This window comes from Erwinia sp. 2186, assembly GCF_057812255.1.
The window spans coordinates 460,676-474,051 of the sequence record NZ_CM173824.1; the positions used below are offsets into that span (position 1 = coordinate 460,676).

27 protein-coding genes are annotated in these 13,376 nt (G+C 49.9%); all 27 read left to right on the forward strand.

Annotated features, from left to right (window positions below; all coding sequences use genetic code 11):
• Positions 1-134 precede the first annotated feature (134 nt).
• The 27 genes from rpsJ to ACXKZG_RS02225 all read left to right on the forward strand — a co-directional run bounded on the left by rpsJ (position 135) and on the right by ACXKZG_RS02225 (position 13,347).
• On the forward strand, positions 135-446 hold the full coding sequence (gene rpsJ, locus ACXKZG_RS02095) for a 30S ribosomal protein S10 (protein ID WP_001181005.1): 312 nt from the start codon (positions 135-137) through the stop codon (positions 444-446).
• A gap of 33 nt (positions 447-479) precedes the next feature.
• On the forward strand, positions 480-1,109 hold the full coding sequence (gene rplC / locus ACXKZG_RS02100) for a 50S ribosomal protein L3 (RefSeq protein ID WP_013204136.1): 630 nt from the start codon (positions 480-482) through the stop codon (positions 1,107-1,109).
• Between the two features lie 10 nt (positions 1,110-1,119).
• Positions 1,120-1,725: a 50S ribosomal protein L4 gene (gene rplD / locus ACXKZG_RS02105; RefSeq protein WP_013204135.1), complete on the forward strand. Its 606-nt coding sequence runs from the start codon at positions 1,120-1,122 to the stop codon at positions 1,723-1,725.
• Positions 1,722-2,024: a 50S ribosomal protein L23 gene (rplW, locus tag ACXKZG_RS02110; protein ID WP_013204134.1), complete on the forward strand. Its 303-nt coding sequence runs from the start codon at positions 1,722-1,724 to the stop codon at positions 2,022-2,024. The genes rplD and rplW overlap by 4 nt, the downstream gene beginning before the upstream one ends.
• Before the next feature lie 17 nt (positions 2,025-2,041).
• Positions 2,042-2,863 carry a 50S ribosomal protein L2 gene (gene rplB / locus ACXKZG_RS02115; protein ID WP_013204133.1) on the forward strand — a complete coding sequence of 274 codons (822 nt, stop codon included), beginning with the start codon at positions 2,042-2,044 and terminating at the stop codon, positions 2,861-2,863.
• Between the two features lie 16 nt (positions 2,864-2,879).
• Positions 2,880-3,158 carry a 30S ribosomal protein S19 gene (gene rpsS, locus ACXKZG_RS02120; protein ID WP_013204132.1) on the forward strand — a complete coding sequence of 93 codons (279 nt, stop codon included), beginning with the start codon at positions 2,880-2,882 and terminating at the stop codon, positions 3,156-3,158.
• A gap of 13 nt (positions 3,159-3,171) precedes the next feature.
• Positions 3,172-3,504, forward strand: a complete 333-nt coding sequence (gene rplV / locus ACXKZG_RS02125; protein WP_013204131.1) for a 50S ribosomal protein L22 — start codon at positions 3,172-3,174, stop codon at positions 3,502-3,504.
• Between the two features lie 17 nt (positions 3,505-3,521).
• A complete protein-coding gene (rpsC, locus tag ACXKZG_RS02130; protein ID WP_013204130.1) occupies positions 3,522-4,220 on the forward strand; it encodes a 30S ribosomal protein S3 in 699 nt (232 codons plus the stop codon).
• A gap of 12 nt (positions 4,221-4,232) precedes the next feature.
• Positions 4,233-4,643, forward strand: coding sequence for a 50S ribosomal protein L16 (gene rplP, locus ACXKZG_RS02135; RefSeq protein WP_002438716.1), 411 nt, complete (start codon positions 4,233-4,235; stop codon positions 4,641-4,643).
• Entirely contained in the window at positions 4,643-4,834 is a 192-nt protein-coding gene (rpmC, locus tag ACXKZG_RS02140; protein ID WP_013204129.1) for a 50S ribosomal protein L29, read from the forward strand. Before rplP ends, rpmC begins: the two co-directional genes overlap by 1 nt.
• Positions 4,834-5,088: a 30S ribosomal protein S17 gene (gene rpsQ, locus ACXKZG_RS02145; protein WP_013204128.1), complete on the forward strand. Its 255-nt coding sequence runs from the start codon at positions 4,834-4,836 to the stop codon at positions 5,086-5,088. Before rpmC ends, rpsQ begins: the two co-directional genes overlap by 1 nt.
• Before the next feature lie 166 nt (positions 5,089-5,254).
• Positions 5,255-5,626 (forward strand): 50S ribosomal protein L14, encoded by a 372-nt coding sequence (gene rplN / locus ACXKZG_RS02150; protein WP_004160583.1) that lies wholly within the window; start codon positions 5,255-5,257, stop codon positions 5,624-5,626.
• 10 nt (positions 5,627-5,636) lie between these two features.
• Complete coding sequence (rplX, locus tag ACXKZG_RS02155) at positions 5,637-5,951, forward strand: 50S ribosomal protein L24 (RefSeq protein WP_013204127.1); 315 nt, start codon at positions 5,637-5,639, stop codon at positions 5,949-5,951.
• A gap of 14 nt (positions 5,952-5,965) precedes the next feature.
• Positions 5,966-6,505: a 50S ribosomal protein L5 gene (gene rplE / locus ACXKZG_RS02160; protein WP_013204126.1), complete on the forward strand. Its 540-nt coding sequence runs from the start codon at positions 5,966-5,968 to the stop codon at positions 6,503-6,505.
• 13 nt (positions 6,506-6,518) lie between these two features.
• Positions 6,519-6,824 (forward strand): 30S ribosomal protein S14, encoded by a 306-nt coding sequence (rpsN, locus tag ACXKZG_RS02165; protein WP_013204125.1) that lies wholly within the window; start codon positions 6,519-6,521, stop codon positions 6,822-6,824.
• A 30-nt stretch (positions 6,825-6,854) separates the two neighbouring features.
• Positions 6,855-7,247: a 30S ribosomal protein S8 gene (gene rpsH, locus ACXKZG_RS02170; protein ID WP_013204124.1), complete on the forward strand. Its 393-nt coding sequence runs from the start codon at positions 6,855-6,857 to the stop codon at positions 7,245-7,247.
• Positions 7,248-7,257: 10 nt separating this feature from the next.
• Positions 7,258-7,791 (forward strand): 50S ribosomal protein L6, encoded by a 534-nt coding sequence (gene rplF / locus ACXKZG_RS02175; RefSeq protein WP_013204123.1) that lies wholly within the window; start codon positions 7,258-7,260, stop codon positions 7,789-7,791.
• A 9-nt stretch (positions 7,792-7,800) separates the two neighbouring features.
• Positions 7,801-8,154 carry a 50S ribosomal protein L18 gene (rplR, locus tag ACXKZG_RS02180; protein WP_013204122.1) on the forward strand — a complete coding sequence of 118 codons (354 nt, stop codon included), beginning with the start codon at positions 7,801-7,803 and terminating at the stop codon, positions 8,152-8,154.
• Between the two features lie 14 nt (positions 8,155-8,168).
• Positions 8,169-8,669 carry a 30S ribosomal protein S5 gene (gene rpsE / locus ACXKZG_RS02185; RefSeq protein WP_013204121.1) on the forward strand — a complete coding sequence of 167 codons (501 nt, stop codon included), beginning with the start codon at positions 8,169-8,171 and terminating at the stop codon, positions 8,667-8,669.
• Between the two features lie 5 nt (positions 8,670-8,674).
• Positions 8,675-8,854 carry a 50S ribosomal protein L30 gene (gene rpmD / locus ACXKZG_RS02190; RefSeq protein WP_004160569.1) on the forward strand — a complete coding sequence of 60 codons (180 nt, stop codon included), beginning with the start codon at positions 8,675-8,677 and terminating at the stop codon, positions 8,852-8,854.
• 3 nt (positions 8,855-8,857) lie between these two features.
• Positions 8,858-9,292, forward strand: a complete 435-nt coding sequence (rplO, locus tag ACXKZG_RS02195) for a 50S ribosomal protein L15 (protein WP_013204120.1) — start codon at positions 8,858-8,860, stop codon at positions 9,290-9,292.
• 7 nt (positions 9,293-9,299) lie between these two features.
• Entirely contained in the window at positions 9,300-10,631 is a 1,332-nt protein-coding gene (secY, locus tag ACXKZG_RS02200; RefSeq protein ID WP_013204119.1) for a preprotein translocase subunit SecY, read from the forward strand.
• A 32-nt stretch (positions 10,632-10,663) separates the two neighbouring features.
• On the forward strand, positions 10,664-10,780 hold the full coding sequence (gene rpmJ, locus ACXKZG_RS02205; protein ID WP_013204118.1) for a 50S ribosomal protein L36: 117 nt from the start codon (positions 10,664-10,666) through the stop codon (positions 10,778-10,780).
• A gap of 136 nt (positions 10,781-10,916) precedes the next feature.
• The gene (rpsM, locus tag ACXKZG_RS02210; RefSeq protein ID WP_013204117.1) at positions 10,917-11,273 is read left to right on the forward strand and encodes a 30S ribosomal protein S13; all 357 of its coding nucleotides are present in this window, start codon (positions 10,917-10,919) and stop codon (positions 11,271-11,273) included.
• A 16-nt stretch (positions 11,274-11,289) separates the two neighbouring features.
• Positions 11,290-11,679, forward strand: coding sequence for a 30S ribosomal protein S11 (gene rpsK, locus ACXKZG_RS02215; RefSeq protein WP_004160563.1), 390 nt, complete (start codon positions 11,290-11,292; stop codon positions 11,677-11,679).
• 32 nt (positions 11,680-11,711) lie between these two features.
• Positions 11,712-12,332 carry a 30S ribosomal protein S4 gene (gene rpsD / locus ACXKZG_RS02220; RefSeq protein ID WP_012442832.1) on the forward strand — a complete coding sequence of 207 codons (621 nt, stop codon included), beginning with the start codon at positions 11,712-11,714 and terminating at the stop codon, positions 12,330-12,332.
• A gap of 25 nt (positions 12,333-12,357) precedes the next feature.
• Entirely contained in the window at positions 12,358-13,347 is a 990-nt protein-coding gene (locus ACXKZG_RS02225) for a DNA-directed RNA polymerase subunit alpha (protein WP_013204116.1), read from the forward strand.
• Positions 13,348-13,376 lie beyond the last annotated feature (29 nt).

The following is a 13,376-nucleotide window of genomic DNA, read 5'->3' on the forward strand; positions in this document are numbered from 1 at the left end:
CGCAGGTTAGCAATTAGCTCACCTGACAATACTCCCAATAGGGGAGTTATGTGCAGACGATTACACTCTCCCATCAATCGTAATGGGTTTGAGTAGTAATCTTTTCGTTTATAAATAATTGGAGCTCTGGTCTCATGCAGAACCAAAGAATCCGTATCCGTCTTAAAGCGTTTGATCATCGTTTGATCGATCAATCAACTGCGGAAATCGTAGAGACTGCCAAGCGCACTGGTGCGCAGGTTCGTGGTCCTATTCCGCTGCCGACCCGCAAAGAGCGTTTTACTGTTCTGATCTCCCCGCACGTCAACAAAGACGCGCGCGATCAGTATGAAATTCGCACTCACAAGCGTCTGGTTGACATCGTTGAGCCAACTGAAAAAACGGTTGATGCTCTGATGCGTCTGGATCTGGCTGCAGGTGTAGACGTGCAGATCAGCCTGGGTTAATCAGGTCATTGAGCGATTGAGAGGTTGAACACAATGATTGGTTTAGTCGGTAAGAAAGTGGGCATGACTCGTATCTTCACTGAAGATGGCGTTTCTATCCCAGTAACCGTGATTGAAATTGAAGCAAACCGCGTGACTCAGGTTAAGAGCCTGGAAAACGACGGCTACACTGCTATCCAGGTAACTGCGGGCGCTAAAAAAGCAAACCGTGTTACTAAGCCTGAAGCAGGTCATTTTGCTAAAGCTGGCGTTGAAGCTGGCCGTGGCCTCTGGGAATTCCGCACCGTTGAAGGTGATGAGTTCGCTGTTGGTCAGAGCATTAACGTTGATATCTTCAGCGACGTTAAAAAAGTTGACGTGACTGGAACATCTAAAGGTAAAGGTTTTGCCGGTACTGTAAAGCGCTGGAACTTCCGTACTCAGGATGCTACTCACGGTAACTCCTTGTCCCACCGCGTACCGGGTTCTATCGGTCAGAACCAGACTCCGGGCAAAGTGTTTAAAGGCAAGAAAATGGCAGGCCAGATGGGTAACGAACGTGTCACTGTTCAGAGCCTGGACGTGGTACGCGTTGACGCTGAGCGCAACCTGCTGCTGGTTAAAGGTGCAGTACCCGGTGCTACCGGTTGCGACCTGATCGTTAAACCAGCTGTTAAGGCGTAAGGGGATAGCAATGGAATTAGTATTGAAAGACGCGCAAAGCGCGCTGACTGTTTCCGAAACTACCTTCGGTCGTGATTTCAACGAAGCGCTAGTACACCAGGTTGTTGTTGCTTATGCAGCAGGTGCCCGTCAAGGTACTCGTGCTCAGAAGACCCGCGCTGAAGTAACTGGTTCCGGTAAGAAACCGTGGCGTCAGAAAGGTACCGGCCGTGCTCGTGCTGGTACTGTGAAGAGCCCGATCTGGCGTTCAGGTGGTGTAACTTTCGCAGCGAAGCCACAGGATCACAGTCAAAAAGTTAACAAAAAGATGTACCGCGGCGCGCTGAAAAGCATTTTGTCCGAACTGGTACGTCAAGATCGTCTGATCGTTGTCGAGCAGTTCTCTCTGGAAGCGCCTAAAACTAAGCTGCTTGTTGAGAAACTGAAAGACATGGCTCTGGAAGACGTGCTGATCATCACTGGCGAACTGGAAGAGAACCTGTTCCTGGCCGCGCGCAACCTGTACAAGGTTGACGTACGTGATGCAGCTGGTATCGACCCAGTTAGCCTGATCGCCTTCGACAAAGTCGTTATGACTGCTGACGCAGTTAAGCAAGTTGAGGAGATGCTGGCATGATCCGTGAAGAACGTCTGCTGAAAGTCGTGCGCGCGCCGCACGTATCTGAAAAAGCATCTGCCGCGATGGAAAAAACAAACACCATCGTTCTCAAAGTTGCTAAAGACGCGACCAAGGCAGAAATCAAAGCCGCTGTACAGAAGCTTTTCGAAGTGGAAGTAAAAGACGTTAACACCCTGGTAGTTAAAGGGAAAGTTAAACGTTCTGGTCAGCGTATTGGTCGTCGTAACGACTGGAAAAAAGCTTACGTCACCCTGAAAGAAGGCCAGAATCTGGACTTCGTCGGCGGCGCTGAGTAAGTCGGAGGAGAAGAACAATGGCAGTTGTTAAATGTAAACCGACATCTCCGGGTCGTCGCCATGTAGTTAAAGTGGTAAACACGGAGCTGCACAAGGGCAAACCATTCGCCCCGCTGGTAGAGAAAAACAGCAAATCCGGCGGCCGTAACAACAATGGTCGCATCACTACCCGTCATATCGGTGGTGGTCACAAGCAGGCTTACCGTATTGTTGACTTCAAACGCAACAAAGATGGTATCCCAGCAACCGTTGAACGTCTTGAGTACGATCCGAACCGCTCTGCGAACATCGCACTGGTTCTGTACAAAGACGGCGAGCGCCGTTACATCCTGGCCCCTAAAGGCCTGAAAGCTGGCGACCAGATTCAGTCTGGCGTTGATGCTGCGATTAAAGCAGGTAACACCCTGCCGATGCGTAACATCCCAGTGGGTTCTACCGTGCATAACGTAGAAATGAAACCAGGCAAAGGCGGACAGATTGCTCGCTCAGCTGGTACTTACGTGCAGATCGTTGCGCGTGAAGGTTCCTACGTAACCCTGCGTCTGCGTTCAGGTGAAATGCGTAAAGTCGAAATCGACTGCCGCGCTACCCTGGGTGAAGTCGGTAATGCTGAGCATATGCTTCGCGTTCTGGGTAAAGCCGGTGCTGCTCGTTGGCGTGGTGTTCGTCCTACCGTTCGCGGTACTGCGATGAACCCAGTCGACCACCCACACGGTGGTGGTGAAGGTCGTAACTTTGGTAAGCACCCGGTAACTCCGTGGGGCGTTCAGACCAAAGGTAAGAAGACCCGCAGCAACAAGCGTACTGATAAATTTATCGTACGTCGCCGTAGCAAATAATTTTAGAGGATAAGCCATGCCACGTTCTCTCAAGAAAGGTCCTTTTATTGACCTGCACTTGCTGAAGAAGGTAGAGAAAGCGGTGGAAAGCGGAGACAAGAAGCCTTTGCGCACCTGGTCCCGTCGTTCAACGATCTTCCCTAACATGATCGGTTTGACCATCGCTGTCCATAATGGTCGTCAGCACGTTCCTGTCTTTGTTTCCGACGAAATGGTCGGTCACAAACTGGGTGAATTTGCACCGACCCGTACTTATCGCGGCCACACGGCTGATAAGAAAGCCAAGAAACGCTAAGCAGGAGGAAGAGATGGAAACTATCGCTAAACATCGCCACGCTCGTTCTTCTGCACAGAAGGTTCGCCTTGTTGCGGATCTTGTACGCGGTAAGAATGTGTCGCAGGCTCTGGACATTTTGACCTACACCAACAAGAAAGCGGCTGTACTGGTTAAGAAGGTCTTAGAATCTGCCATTGCTAACGCCGAACACAACGATGGCGCTGACATTGATGATCTGAAAGTCACGAAGATCTTCGTAGACGAAGGCCCTAGCATGAAGCGCATTATGCCTCGTGCAAAAGGTCGTGCAGATCGCATCCTGAAGCGCACCAGCCACATTACTGTGGTTGTGTCCGATCGCTGAGACTCTGGAGACTAGCAATGGGTCAGAAAGTACATCCTAATGGTATTCGCCTGGGTATAGTTAAAGCTTGGAACTCTACCTGGTTCGCCAATACCAAAGAATTCGCTGACAACCTGGACAGCGACTTTAAAGTGCGTCAGTTCTTGACTAAAGAACTGGCCAAAGCGTCTGTATCTCGTATCGTTATCGAGCGTCCAGCTAAGAGCATCCGTGTGACTATTCACACTGCTCGCCCTGGCATCGTGATCGGTAAGAAAGGCGAAGACGTAGAAAAACTGCGCAAGGTCGTAGCGGATATCGCTGGCGTTCCTGCACAGATCAATATCGCTGAAGTCCGTAAGCCGGAACTGGACGCTAAATTGGTTGCTGACAGCATCACTTCACAGCTGGAGCGTCGTGTGATGTTCCGTCGTGCTATGAAGCGTGCTGTACAGAACGCAATGCGTCTGGGCGCTAAAGGGATCAAAGTTGAAGTTAGTGGCCGTCTGGGCGGTGCTGAAATCGCGCGTACCGAATGGTACCGTGAAGGCCGCGTGCCGTTGCACACCCTGCGTGCTGACATTGACTACAACACCTCTGAAGCGCACACCACTTATGGTGTAATCGGCGTTAAGGTATGGATCTTCAAAGGTGAGATCCTGGGTGGTATGGCTGCTGTTGAACAACCGGAACCGGCTGCTCAACCTAAAAAGCAGCAGCGTAAAAGCCGTAAGTAAGGAGAGTCGCTGATGTTACAACCAAAGCGTACAAAATTCCGTAAAGTGCATAAAGGCCGCAACCGTGGTCTGGCGCAGGGCACGGATGTTAGCTTCGGTACTTTCGGTTTGAAAGCTGTTGGCCGTGGTCGTCTGACCGCCCGTCAGATCGAAGCCGCACGTCGTGCAATGACACGTGCAGTTAAGCGTCAAGGTAAAATTTGGATCCGTGTATTCCCGGACAAACCAATTACCGAGAAGCCGCTGGAAGTGCGTATGGGTAAAGGTAAAGGTAACGTGGAATATTGGGTTGCCTTGATCCAACCGGGCAAAGTCCTGTATGAAATGGACGGCGTTCCGGAAGAGCTTGCCCGTGAAGCATTCAAGCTGGCAGCAGCAAAACTGCCTATCAAAACCACCTTTGTAACTAAGACGGTGATGTAATGAAAGCAACAGAGCTGCGTGAAAAAAGCGTTGAAGAGCTGAACACTGAGCTTCTTAACCTACTGCGTGAGCAGTTTAACCTGCGCATGCAGGCAGCATCCGGCCAGCTGCAACAGTCTCATCTGTTGAAGCAAGTGCGTCGTGATGTTGCACGCGTAAAGACTTTACTGACTGAGAAGGCGGGTGCGTAATGACCGATAAAATCCGTACTCTGCAAGGTCGTGTGACTAGTGACAAAATGGAGAAATCCATGACCGTTGCTATCGAACGTTTTGTGAAACACCCTATCTACGGTAAATTCATCAAGCGTACGACTAAACTGCACGTACATGACGAGAACAATGAATGCGGTATCGGCGACGTGGTTATCATCCGCGAATGCCGCCCGCTGTCCAAGACTAAGTCCTGGACGCTGGTTCGCGTTGTAGAGAAAGCGATTCTGTAATAGAATGTGCCCTCGTTAAAAATAAGATAAACGGCTCGTTTTGAGCCGTTTATTTTTTCTACCCATATGCGAAAAGCAGTGTTATAATGCTGCGCCCTCAATTATGGGCTATCAATCGACCTGAATCAGGTCCCGAAGTAGTAGTTGACATTAGCGGAGCACTAAAATGATCCAAGAACAGACTATGCTGAACGTCGCCGACAACTCCGGTGCACGTCGCGTAATGTGTATCAAGGTTCTGGGTGGCTCGCACCGTCGCTACGCAGGCGTAGGCGATATCATCAAAATTACCATCAAGGAAGCAATTCCTCGCGGTAAGGTTAAGAAAGGTGATGTGCTGAAAGCGGTAGTGGTGCGCACCAGGAAGGGTGTTCGTCGCCCGGACGGTTCTGTCATTCGCTTCGATGGTAATGCATGCGTTATTTTAAATAATAACAGCGAGCAGCCTATCGGAACGCGTATTTTTGGGCCGGTAACTCGTGAACTTCGTACTGAAAAGTTCATGAAAATTATCTCTCTGGCACCAGAAGTACTCTAAGGAGCGAAAAATGGCAGCTAAAATCCGTCGCGATGACGAAGTTGTCGTGCTGACCGGCAAAGATAAAGGTAAGCGCGGTAAAGTTAAGAATGTCCTGTCTTCTGGCAAGGTAATTGTTGAAGGTATCAACCTGGTTAAGAAACATCAGAAGCCGGTTCCGGCCCTGAACCAACCAGGTGGCATCGTTGAAAAGGAAGCTGCTCTGCAGGTTTCTAACGTTGCACTTTACAACACTGCCACCGGCAAGGCGGACCGTGTAGGCTTTAGATTCGAAGACGGCAAAAAAGTCCGTTTCTTCAAGTCTAACAGCGTAACTATCAAGTAATTTGGAGTAGTACGATGGCGAAACTGCATGATTACTACAAAGACGAAGTAGTTAAACAACTCATGACTGAGTTTAGCTACAATTCTGTCATGCAAGTCCCTCGGGTCGAGAAGATCACCCTGAATATGGGTGTGGGTGAAGCGATCGCTGACAAGAAACTGCTGGATAACGCAGCAGCTGACTTGGCAGCAATCTCCGGTCAAAAGCCGTTTATCACCAAAGCACGCAAATCAGTTGCAGGCTTCAAAATCCGTCAGGGCTATCCGATCGGCTGTAAAGTAACTCTGCGTGGCGAACGCATGTGGGAGTTCTTTGAGCGTCTGATTTCTATTGCTGTTCCACGTATCCGTGACTTCCGTGGCTTGTCCGCTAAGTCATTCGATGGCCGTGGAAACTACAGCATGGGCGTTCGTGAGCAGATCATCTTCCCAGAGATCGACTATGACAAAGTCGACCGCGTTCGTGGTTTGGATATCACCATTACCACTACTGCGAAATCTGATGATGAAGGCCGCGCACTTTTGGCTGCTTTTAACTTCCCATTCCGCAAGTAAGGCAGGGTTACTGATGGCTAAGCAATCGATGAAAGCACGCGAAGTCGTTCGCGTGAAACTGGCTGACAAGTACCGCGCTAAACGCGAGGAACTGAAAGCTATCATTTCAGGTGTGAACTCATCCGACGAAGATCGTTGGAATGCTGTTCTCAAGCTGCAAACTCTGCCGCGTGATTCCAGCCCGTCTCGTCAGCGTAAACGCTGCCGCCAAACTGGCCGTCCACATGGTTATGTGGGCAAGTTCGGGTTGAGCCGTATCAAGCTTCGTGAAGCCGCTATGCGCGGTGAAGTACCTGGCTTGAAAAAGGCTAGCTGGTAATTACCAATTGAATCACGGGAGTAAAGACAGATGAGCATGCAAGATCCGATCGCGGATATGCTGACCCGTATCCGTAACGGTCAATCTGCGAATAAAGTAGCGGTTACCATGCCTTCCTCCAAGCTGAAATTGGCTATTGCCAAGCTGCTGAAGGAAGAAGGATATATTGAAGAATTTAAAATCGAAGGCGACACCAAGCCAGAACTGGAACTTACTCTTAAGTATTTCCAGGGCAAGGCAGTGGTAGAGAGCATTCAGCGTGTTAGTCGTCCAGGTCTGCGCATCTACAAACGCAAAGACGAGCTGCCAAAAGTTATGGCAGGACTGGGTATCGCTGTTATTTCTACCTCTAAAGGTGTTATGACCGATCGTGCAGCGCGCCAGGCTGGTCTTGGTGGCGAAATTATCTGCTACGTAGCTTAAGGAGGAATTTATGTCTCGTGTTGCTAAAGCACCTGTCGTGATTCCTGCAGGCGTAGAGGTAAAACTCGACGGTCAGGTAATTTCGATTAAAGGTAAAAACGGCGAGCTGACTCGTACTTTGAACTCTGCTGTAGAAGTTAAGCATGTTGACAACACCCTGACTTTCGCCCCGCGCGAAGGCTTCACGGATGGTTGGGCACAGGCTGGTACTTCTCGTGCATTGTTGAACGGTATGGTTATCGGTGTTACCGAAGGCTTCTCTAAGAAGTTACAGCTGGTTGGTGTAGGTTATCGTGCAGCCGTTAAAGGCAACTCTGTGAGCTTGGCCCTGGGCTTCTCTCACCCTGTTGACCACGCGCTGCCAGCCGGAATTACTGCTGAATGTCCAACTCAGACTGAGATCGTGCTGAAAGGCGCTGATAAACAGCTGATTGGCCAGGTAGCAGCAGATCTCCGCGCCTACCGTCGTCCTGAGCCTTATAAAGGCAAGGGTGTTCGTTACGCCGACGAAGTCGTGCGTACCAAAGAGGCTAAGAAGAAGTAAGGTAACACTATGGATAAGAAATCTGCTCGTATCCGTCGTGCGACCCGCGCACGCCGTAAGCTCAAAGAGCTTGGTGCAACTCGCCTGGTGGTACATCGTACCCCGCGTCATATTTACGCACAGGTAATTGCTCCAAACGGCTCTGAAATCCTGGTTGCTGCTTCTACTGTAGAAAAAGCAATCGGTGAGCAATTGAAGTACACAGGAAACAAAGACGCCGCAGCAGCTGTTGGTAAAGCAGTAGCTGAGCGCGCAATCGAAAAAGGCATCAAAAATGTTTCTTTCGACCGCTCTGGTTTCCAATATCATGGTCGTGTCCAGGCACTGGCAGATGCTGCCCGTGAAGCTGGCCTACAGTTCTAAGGTAGAGGTGTAAGATGGCACACATCGAAAAACAAGCTGGCGAACTGCAGGAAAAGCTGATCGCGGTAAATCGCGTATCTAAAACCGTTAAAGGCGGTCGTATCTTCTCCTTCACTGCATTGACAGTGGTTGGCGACGGTAACGGTCGTATCGGTTTTGGTTACGGAAAAGCGCGTGAAGTTCCAGCAGCGATCCAGAAAGCTATGGAAAAAGCTCGTCGCAACATGATCAATGTTGCGTTGAACAACGGTACTCTGCAGCACCCAGTTAAAGGTGTGCACACAGGTTCTCGTGTGTTCATGATGCCGGCTTCTGAAGGTACCGGTATTATTGCCGGTGGTGCAATGCGCGCCGTCCTGGAAGTCGCTGGGGTTCATAACGTTTTGGCTAAAGCCTACGGTTCCACTAACCCGATTAACGTGGTTCGTGCAACGCTGGATGGCCTGGGCAACATGAATTCCCCAGAAATGGTCGCTGCTAAGCGTGGCAAATCCGTTGAAGACATTCTGGGGTAATGACCATGGCTAAGACTATTAAGATTACTCAAACCCGCAGTTCGATCGGTCGTTTGCCAAAACACAAGGCAACGCTGCTTGGCCTGGGTCTGCGTCGTATTAACCACACCGTAGAGCGTGAAGACACGCCAGCTGTACGCGGTATGGTCAACGCGATTTCGTACATGGTTAAAGTGGAGGAGTAACAGATGCGTTTAAATACTCTGTCTCCGGCCGAAGGGTCTAAACACGCTGCGAAGCGTGTTGGTCGTGGTATTGGTTCTGGCCTCGGCAAGACCGCTGGTCGTGGTCACAAAGGTCAGAACTCACGTTCTGGCGGTGGCGTACGTCGCGGTTTCGAAGGCGGCCAGATGCCTCTGTACCGTCGTCTGCCGAAATTCGGTTTCACCTCACGTAAAGCAATGGTTACGGCAGAAGTTCGTCTGTCTGACCTGCTGAAAGTGGAAGGCGGAATCGTCGACCTGAACACGCTGAAAGCAGCCAACATTATCGGAATTCAGATTGAATTCGCTAAAGTTATTCTGTCTGGCGAAGTCTCTGCACCGGTAACGGTTCGCGGTCTGCGTGTCACTAAAGGCGCTCGTGCTGCAATCGAAGCTGCTGGCGGTAAAATTGAGGAATAAGTAGCAGATGGCTAAGCAACCAGGATTAGATTTTCAAAGTGCCAAGGGTGGTTTTGGCGAACTAAAACGCAGACTTCTGTTTGTTATTGGTGCGCTGATTGTTTTCCGAATTGGTTCTTTTATTCCGATCCCTGGTATCGATGCCACTGTACTTGCCAAACTGCTTGAGCAACAGCGTGGCACCATCATTGAAATGTTTAACATGTTCTCTGGTGGTGCCCTCAGCCGTGCTTCTATCTTTGCCCTGGGTATTATGCCGTACATTTCGGCCTCTATTATTATCCAGCTGCTGACGGTGGTTCATCCAGCGTTAGCTGAAATAAAGAAAGAAGGGGAGGCTGGCCGTCGTAAGATTAGCCAGTACACCCGTTACGGTACGTTGGTATTAGGGATATTTCAGTCTGTCGGTATTGCTACCGGTTTACCGAATATGCCTGGAATGCAGGGCCTGGTGTTAAACCCAGGCTTTGCTTTCTACTTTACCGCTGTTGTTAGCCTGGTTACCGGAACAATGTTCCTGATGTGGCTGGGTGAACAGATTACTGAGCGAGGTATCGGCAACGGTATCTCAATCATAATCTTCGCTGGTATTGTTGCGGGATTGCCGCCGGCCGTTGGCCATACTATCGAGCAAGCAAGGCAAGGCGACCTGCACTTCCTCCTGTTGCTGTTGGTTGCAGTTCTCGTATTTGCAGTGACCTTCTTCGTTGTTTACGTTGAGCGTGGTCAACGCCGCATTGTGGTGAACTATGCGAAACGTCAGCAAGGCCGTCGTGTCTATGCTGCACAGAGCACACATTTACCGTTGAAAGTGAATATGGCCGGGGTTATCCCAGCAATCTTTGCTTCCAGCATTATTCTGTTCCCAGCGACCATCGCTTCTTGGTTCGGGGGCGGTACCGGTTGGAACTGGCTGACGACTATTTCGATGAATTTGCAGCCCGGACAACCGCTTTATGTGCTACTCTATGCGACTGCAATCATCTTCTTCTGTTTCTTCTACACAGCGCTGGTGTTCAACCCGCGTGAAACAGCAGATAACCTGAAGAAGTCCGGTGCATTTGTACCAGGAATTCGTCCGGGAGAACAGACGGCGAAGTACATCGATAAAGTAATGACTCGCCTGACTTTGGTCGGCGCGCTCTACATTACTTTCATCTGCCTGATCCCGGAGTTCATGCGTGATGCGATGAAAGTCCCATTCTACTTCGGCGGTACATCACTGCTGATCGTAGTGGTTGTCATCATGGACTTTATGGCTCAAGTGCAAACTCTGATGATGTCCAGTCAGTATGAGTCTGCATTGAAGAAAGCAAACCTGAAAGGCTACGGCCGTTAATCAGGCGCTTACTGAAGTTACGGAGAGTAAAAATGAAAGTTCGTGCTTCCGTCAAGAAATTATGTCGTAACTGCAAAATCGTTCGCCGCGAAGGTGTCGTTCGTGTTATTTGCAGCGCCGAGCCTAAGCATAAACAGCGTCAAGGCTAATATTTTTCTTGCAAAGTCGGGTTGAGCTGGCTAGATTAGCCAGCCAATCTTTTGTATGTCTATGCGTTTCCATTTGAGTATCCTGAAAACGGGCTTTTCGGCATGGGACGCATAAGTAATTAAATAGGAGTGCATAGTGGCCCGTATAGCAGGCATTAACATTCCTGATCATAAACATACCGTGATTGCATTAACTGCAATCTTCGGCATCGGTAAGACCCGTTCACAGTCTATCTGTGCAACTACGGGAATCGCTGAAAATGTTAAGATCAGTGAGCTGTCTGAAGAACAAATCGATATTCTGCGTGATGCAGTAGCTAAGTTTGTTGTTGAAGGCGATCTGCGTCGTGAAGTCACCCTGAGCATCAAGCGTCTTATGGACCTTGGCTGCTATCGTGGTTTACGTCATCGTCGTGGTCTTCCAGTTCGCGGTCAGCGTACTAAGACCAACGCACGTACCCGCAAGGGTCCGCGTAAACCGATCAAGAAATAATCGGGGTGATTGAATAATGGCAAAGGCACCAGTTCGTGCACGCAAGCGTGTAAGAAAGCAAGTCTCTGATGGCGTGGCTCATGTCCATGCGTCTTTTAACAACACCATCGTAACTATTACCGATCGTCAGGGTAATGCGCTGGGTTGGGCAACAGCCGGTGGTTCCGGTTTCCGTGGTTCTCGTAAGTCTACGCCATTCGCTGCGCAGGTTGCTGCAGAGCGTTGCGCAGAGGCCGTGAAAGATTACGGTATTAAGAACTTGGAAGTTATGGTTAAGGGTCCAGGTCCAGGCCGCGAATCAACGATTCGTGCTCTGAACGCTGCTGGTTTCCGCATCACGAATATTACTGATGTGACTCCGATCCCTCACAACGGTTGTCGTCCGCCGAAAAAACGTCGCGTATAACGCCCGTTTTTTAGGAATGTTGGAGAAAGAAAATGGCAAGATATTTGGGTCCTAAGCTCAAGCTGAGCCGTCGCGAAGGTACCGACCTCTTTTTGAAGTCAGGCGTTCGCGCGATTGATACCAAGTGTAAGATTGAACAAGCTCCTGGTCAGCACGGTGCGCGTAAACCGCGTCTGTCTGATTATGGTGTGCAGTTACGTGAAAAGCAGAAAGTTCGTCGTACCTACGGCGTGCTGGAGCGTCAGTTCCGTAACTATTATAAAGAAGCAGCTCGTCTGAAAGGCAACACAGGTGAAAACCTGTTAGCACTGCTTGAAGGTCGTCTGGATAACGTTGTTTACCGTATGGGCTTTGGCGCTACTCGTGCAGAATCACGTCAGTTAGTTAGCCACAAATCTATCATGGTAAACGGTCGCGTTGTCAGCATCGCTTCTTATCAGGTAACTCCGAATGACGTTGTTAGCATCCGTGAGAAAGCCAAAAAGCAGTCTCGCGTGAAAGCCGCTCTGGAGCTGGCTGAACAGCGTGAAAAGCCAACCTGGCTGGAAGTTGATGCGACTAAGATGGAAGGTGTGTTCAAACGTATTCCTGAACGTACCGATCTGTCTGCGGACATTAACGAACACCTGATCGTCGAGCTTTACTCCAAGTAAAGCTTAGTACCAAAGAGAGGACACAATGCAGGGTTCTGTGACAGAGTTTCTAAAACCGCGCCTGGTAGATATCGAGCAAGTGAGTTCGACGCACGCCAAGGTGACCCTTGAGCCTTTAGAGCGTGGCTTTGGCCATACTCTTGGTAACGCACTGCGCCGTATTCTGCTTTCATCCATGCCGGGTTGCGCGGTGACCGAGGTTGAAATTGATGGTGTACTACATGAGTACAGCACCAAAGAGGGCGTACAGGAAGATATCCTGGAAATCCTGCTCAACCTGAAAGGGCTGGCGGTAAGAGTTCAGGGGAAAGATGAAGTTATTCTCACCTTGAATAAATCTGGCATTGGCCCTGTAACTGCAGCCGATATCACCCATGATGGTGATGTCGAAGTCGTCAAGCCGCAGCACGTGATTTGCCACCTGACCGATGAGAATGCTGCGATTAGCATGCGTATCAAAATTCAGCGTGGTCGTGGTTATGTGCCGGCTTCTGCCCGAATTCATTCGGAAGAAGATGAGCGCCCGATCGGTCGTCTGTTGGTAGACGCCTGTTACAGCCCTGTAGAGCGTATAGCCTACAATGTTGAAGCAGCGCGTGTTGAACAGCGTACTGACCTGGACAAGCTGGTCATCGAAATGGAAACCAACGGCACTATAGATCCTGAAGAAGCGATCCGCCGTGCGGCAACCATCCTGGCAGAACAACTTGAAGCATTCGTTGACTTACGTGATGTACGTCAGCCGGAAGTTAAAGAAGAGAAGCCAGAATTCGATCCAATCTTGCTGCGCCCTGTTGACGATCTGGAATTGACTGTCCGCTCTGCTAACTGCCTTAAGGCAGAAGCTATCCACTACATCGGTGATCTGGTACAGCGTACTGAGGTTGAGCTGCTTAAAACGCCTAACCTTGGTAAAAAATCTCTTACCGAGATTAAAGATGTGCTGGCTTCGCGTGGACTGTCTCTGGGCATGCGCCTGGAAAACTGGCCACCCGCTAGCATTGCTGATGAATAAACCGATCACAGGTTAAGGTTTCACTGAGA

Bases quoted from the DNA above. Each gene is read 5' to 3' on its own strand.
- rpsJ (WP_001181005.1), top strand. From the start codon at position 135: ATGCAGAACCAAAGAATCCGTATCCGTCTTAAAGCGTTTGATCATCGT.
- rplC (WP_013204136.1), top strand. From the start codon at position 480: ATGATTGGTTTAGTCGGTAAGAAAGTGGGCATGACTCGTATCTTCACT.
- rplD (WP_013204135.1), top strand. From the start codon at position 1,120: ATGGAATTAGTATTGAAAGACGCGCAAAGCGCGCTGACTGTTTCCGAA.
- rplW (WP_013204134.1), top strand. From the start codon at position 1,722: ATGATCCGTGAAGAACGTCTGCTGAAAGTCGTGCGCGCGCCGCACGTA.
- rplB (WP_013204133.1), top strand. From the start codon at position 2,042: ATGGCAGTTGTTAAATGTAAACCGACATCTCCGGGTCGTCGCCATGTA.
- rpsS (WP_013204132.1), top strand. From the start codon at position 2,880: ATGCCACGTTCTCTCAAGAAAGGTCCTTTTATTGACCTGCACTTGCTG.
- rplV (WP_013204131.1), top strand. From the start codon at position 3,172: ATGGAAACTATCGCTAAACATCGCCACGCTCGTTCTTCTGCACAGAAG.
- rpsC (WP_013204130.1), top strand. From the start codon at position 3,522: ATGGGTCAGAAAGTACATCCTAATGGTATTCGCCTGGGTATAGTTAAA.
- rplP (WP_002438716.1), top strand. From the start codon at position 4,233: ATGTTACAACCAAAGCGTACAAAATTCCGTAAAGTGCATAAAGGCCGC.
- rpmC (WP_013204129.1), top strand. From the start codon at position 4,643: ATGAAAGCAACAGAGCTGCGTGAAAAAAGCGTTGAAGAGCTGAACACT.
- rpsQ (WP_013204128.1), top strand. From the start codon at position 4,834: ATGACCGATAAAATCCGTACTCTGCAAGGTCGTGTGACTAGTGACAAA.
- rplN (WP_004160583.1), top strand. From the start codon at position 5,255: ATGATCCAAGAACAGACTATGCTGAACGTCGCCGACAACTCCGGTGCA.
- rplX (WP_013204127.1), top strand. From the start codon at position 5,637: ATGGCAGCTAAAATCCGTCGCGATGACGAAGTTGTCGTGCTGACCGGC.
- rplE (WP_013204126.1), top strand. From the start codon at position 5,966: ATGGCGAAACTGCATGATTACTACAAAGACGAAGTAGTTAAACAACTC.
- rpsN (WP_013204125.1), top strand. From the start codon at position 6,519: ATGGCTAAGCAATCGATGAAAGCACGCGAAGTCGTTCGCGTGAAACTG.
- rpsH (WP_013204124.1), top strand. From the start codon at position 6,855: ATGAGCATGCAAGATCCGATCGCGGATATGCTGACCCGTATCCGTAAC.
- rplF (WP_013204123.1), top strand. From the start codon at position 7,258: ATGTCTCGTGTTGCTAAAGCACCTGTCGTGATTCCTGCAGGCGTAGAG.
- rplR (WP_013204122.1), top strand. From the start codon at position 7,801: ATGGATAAGAAATCTGCTCGTATCCGTCGTGCGACCCGCGCACGCCGT.
- rpsE (WP_013204121.1), top strand. From the start codon at position 8,169: ATGGCACACATCGAAAAACAAGCTGGCGAACTGCAGGAAAAGCTGATC.
- rpmD (WP_004160569.1), top strand. From the start codon at position 8,675: ATGGCTAAGACTATTAAGATTACTCAAACCCGCAGTTCGATCGGTCGT.
- rplO (WP_013204120.1), top strand. From the start codon at position 8,858: ATGCGTTTAAATACTCTGTCTCCGGCCGAAGGGTCTAAACACGCTGCG.
- secY (WP_013204119.1), top strand. From the start codon at position 9,300: ATGGCTAAGCAACCAGGATTAGATTTTCAAAGTGCCAAGGGTGGTTTT.
- rpmJ (WP_013204118.1), top strand. From the start codon at position 10,664: ATGAAAGTTCGTGCTTCCGTCAAGAAATTATGTCGTAACTGCAAAATC.
- rpsK (WP_004160563.1), top strand. From the start codon at position 11,290: ATGGCAAAGGCACCAGTTCGTGCACGCAAGCGTGTAAGAAAGCAAGTC.
- rpsD (WP_012442832.1), top strand. From the start codon at position 11,712: ATGGCAAGATATTTGGGTCCTAAGCTCAAGCTGAGCCGTCGCGAAGGT.
- ACXKZG_RS02225 (WP_013204116.1), top strand. From the start codon at position 12,358: ATGCAGGGTTCTGTGACAGAGTTTCTAAAACCGCGCCTGGTAGATATC.